This window comes from Photobacterium lucens, assembly GCF_009873615.1.
In the GTDB taxonomy this organism is placed as follows: Bacteria; Pseudomonadota; Gammaproteobacteria; order Enterobacterales; family Vibrionaceae; genus Photobacterium; species Photobacterium lucens.
In genome coordinates this window covers 1-3,422 of the sequence record NZ_SSMG01000068.1, presented here as the reverse complement: position 1 = coordinate 3,422, position 3,422 = coordinate 1, and the positions used below count along the sequence as shown (strand labels likewise).

Below are 3,422 nucleotides of genomic sequence, written 5' to 3'. Positions count from 1 at the left end.
AAAATGTAATGTTAAGTTGCCAAAAAAAGCGAGTTAAAAATAAGAGTAACTAATTGACATAAATCAACTATTTTAAATTTTATGATTGTGATCTTAGTAACAATGCTGAACGTGATACGGATAAATCCGATGCTTAATTGTTATTGCTTTTTTATTTTTGGATAACATTAAATATCAAAGAAAGCACAAAGGTGTCACATATAAAATAATCGAAGTGAGGAATAAGAAATTATTTGAACTAGCTCTGACTTTTATTTGTTGTTGAAAGGGAAGGGCGATGTTTTTTATATAAAGGACTTGGGTCAAATATGTCTAAATATTCACCATTCTTTAAGCGTCCAGAACTTCTATTAATACGCTTGTTATTTGCACCTGACTAGTCATTTTATTCTGATTTGATGACTTTATTTCGTGAACCTCGAATTGATCACAAACTGAAATTTATCGGCTTAACTCAGCTAATTTCCTTTGATACTAAGTAACTCATGACGACACAGGTTGCTTTAGGAGGTTGTTGTGTCTATTAACTCTATCGATTATTCAGAAATCTCATCCGTCTCATCTAAGTGGGAACACAAAGATGAATCCGCTTCTAATATTGCTGAGAGTAAAAAACAACAAGCAGCAGCAAGACGACGTATTGAACTGTTCCGTGATATTCAAGCCAGTGGTTTAACTATCCAAGAAGCACGTGAGCTTGGGCTGTTGCACTAAACGTTATAAGGAAATAATCGTCACTTAATCCTATTTCATAACTAGTTATATGCAATGCGTGGAGCAAAGTAATATAACACCTAAAGAATAGAAGAATAAATTTGTTGTTACCGTGTCACATATTGATTGCTATCAATGAGTAGAAGAGGGCATGAGTAAATTTAGAGGGTAATATAGCCAGTTGTTAGCAAAATGATTGCTGTATAAATAACTGCTTTATAAATAAGAACACGTAATGGGGTGCTGCTAGCATCCCATTTTCTTTTGTATTAAATACAGTGTTTGGGTTATCGCGATGTGTTTATGTGATTGATAGCTTTAAACTATTGCTCTAATAAGTTGAATCATATTGTTTTTTCAGCTGTAAGCGTTACAGTAAATACAGATGAAGTTTAAAGATGGATAATAACAATGACTACAATCACAACACGCTGTCCACACTGTAAAGCACTGAACCGTTTACCTTCTGAGCGCGTAAATGACGAAGCAAGCTGTGGTTCATGTAAAGAAAAACTGTTTGATGGTATGCCAATTGAAGGTACATCAGATAACTTTGCAACGCTGTTAGAAAGCGATAAGCCTGTCGTTGTTGATTTCTGGGCACCATGGTGTAACCCATGTGTAGGTTTTGCACCAATTTTTTCTGATGTGTCTAATGAACGAGATGGTCAGGCTCGCTTTGTGAAAATTGACACAGAAGCTCAACAAGCATTAGCTGCGCAATACCGTATCCGTAGTATTCCTACTATTATGGTATTCAAAGGTGGCAAAATGGTCGATATGCTAAATGGTGCGCTACCTAAGTCGCATTTTGATCAATGGTTAAATGAAGCACTGACAAAATAAACGAAGTTGTTTCAATTGACATAGAGCCGAGCTAAATATGCTCGGCTTTTTGTTACGACAAGGTTTACTTTGCATTACAACGTTGCTGGTATGCCTTATTGGATTGCGATTTTTATCTCATTTGTTCAGATTGTATTCATTTAACTGCTGAATATGCAATTATTGAAAAATGATATTGTTAATGTGAGCAAGATCTCTATATACTCTCGCCTCGGTCAGAACACTTATGTTCAGCCACCTTATTTTACAAGCTGTCACCATGGATTAGTGAACGACCCACGGAGTTGGACCGGCGTTATTTGTAGCTTGTTAATTTAGGTGACTCGTATGTTGTATAATTGGGCGAACACAATCATATCTTTGACGTTTAACTGCGTTAATCCTACCTTTTTTGCTTTTTCCCCAAAAGCAATCGTTCCTCAATGGCAACAAACAGCAATACCTTCATTATTCGACACCCATTTAAAAAACAGCAGGACGAAATAATGCAGTTGTTAATTACATTAGCTGGTATCGTAGTACTGGTTCTATGCGCAGTGGCGCTTTCTGATAATAGAAAAGCGATCAATTGGAGAACCGTTGGTGGTGCTTTATTTTTACAAGCAAGCTTTGCAGCTCTTGTATTATATATCCCGATCGGTCAGAAGATGTTAGGTGCAATGAGCGATGGTGTTGCCGGCCTTCTTAGTTTTGCTGATGTTGGTATTAACTTTGTTTTTGGTGATTTATCTAATATTGAAAAAAGCGGTTTCGTTTTTGCCATTCGTGTTCTCCCTCTTGTTATCTTCATTAGTGCTTTAATCTCTCTTCTTTATTACTTTGGTATCATGCAATGGGTCATTAAAGTCCTTGGTGGTGGTATTCAAAAAGTCCTTGGCACTAGCCGCGCAGAATCATTAGTTGCTACAGGTAACATCTTCCTTTCTCAAGGTGAGTCTCCTCTTCTTATTCGTCCTTTCCTTGCAAGTATGACTCGCTCTGAACTCTTCGTAGTAATGACCTGTGGTATGGCATCGGTAGCCGGTTCTGTATTGGGTGGTTATGCAGGTTTAGGTGTTGATCTTAAATATCTTATCGCAGCAAGTTTCATGGCAGCACCGGGTGGTCTGTTAATGGCGAAAATTCTTGTACCTGAGCAAGAAACGCCACAGGAACAAACTGAAATTGAAATGGCGAAAAGTGAGCACAGCAATGCGATTGATGCATTAGCTGCGGGCGCAATGAACGGTATGAAGGTATCGGTCGCTATTGGTACTATGCTAATTGCATTCGTGAGTGTAATTGCAATGGCAAACGCAGGTCTTGAAGGTGTAGGTCACTGGTTAGCAAGCATTACAGGTGCTATTGGTCTTGATTCTGTATCACACTGGTTTGCAACGACACCACTAACAATGCAAGCAATTCTTGGTTACATTTTCTCACCATTGGCGTTCGCTGTGGGTGTGCCGGCACATGAGATGATGAAAGCAGGTACTTTCATTGGTGAAAAACTGATCCTTAACGAATTCGTTGCTTTCATGGATTTCGCTTCTGTAAAACAAGCACTTTCTGAGCACACTCAAGTAATTGTGACTTTCGCACTATGTGGTTTTGCAAATATTGGTTCAATTGCAATTCAAATCGGTTCGATTGGTGTGATGGCACCCGAGCGCCGTGGTGATGTGGCAAAACTGGGTGTTAAAGCGGTTCTAGCTGCAACACTGGCTAACCTAATGAGTGCAGCACTTGCAGGTATCTTCGTTTCACTATAAGTGAGATAAAGAAATAGCATTGATAGCCGTAGGGTTCGCTCTGCGGCTTTTTTGTATCTTACATTCGTTCTAAACTATCTTAGTGAATTATAACGGCTTATTGCGGTAGGA

At 38.5% G+C, this 3,422-nt stretch carries 3 protein-coding genes; all 3 read left to right on the top strand.

The window, feature by feature from the left end:
- Positions 1-516 precede the first annotated feature (516 nt).
- Positions 517-714 carry a hypothetical protein gene (locus E5A76_RS03760; protein WP_053988813.1) on the top strand — a complete coding sequence of 66 codons (198 nt, stop codon included), beginning with the start codon at positions 517-519 and terminating at the stop codon, positions 712-714.
- Between the two features lie 411 nt (positions 715-1,125).
- Complete coding sequence (trxC, locus tag E5A76_RS03755; RefSeq protein ID WP_053988814.1) at positions 1,126-1,560, top strand: thioredoxin TrxC; 435 nt, start codon at positions 1,126-1,128, stop codon at positions 1,558-1,560.
- Between the two features lie 485 nt (positions 1,561-2,045).
- On the top strand, positions 2,046-3,311 hold the full coding sequence (locus E5A76_RS03750) for a NupC/NupG family nucleoside CNT transporter (RefSeq protein WP_053988815.1): 1,266 nt from the start codon (positions 2,046-2,048) through the stop codon (positions 3,309-3,311).
- Positions 3,312-3,422: the final 111 nt, after the last annotated feature.

Excerpts from the sequence above, each read along its gene's own strand:
- trxC (WP_053988814.1), top strand. The coding sequence starts at position 1,126 with ATGACTACAATCACAACACGCTGTCCACACTGTAAAGCACTGAACCGT.
- E5A76_RS03750 (WP_053988815.1), top strand. The coding sequence starts at position 2,046 with ATGCAGTTGTTAATTACATTAGCTGGTATCGTAGTACTGGTTCTATGC.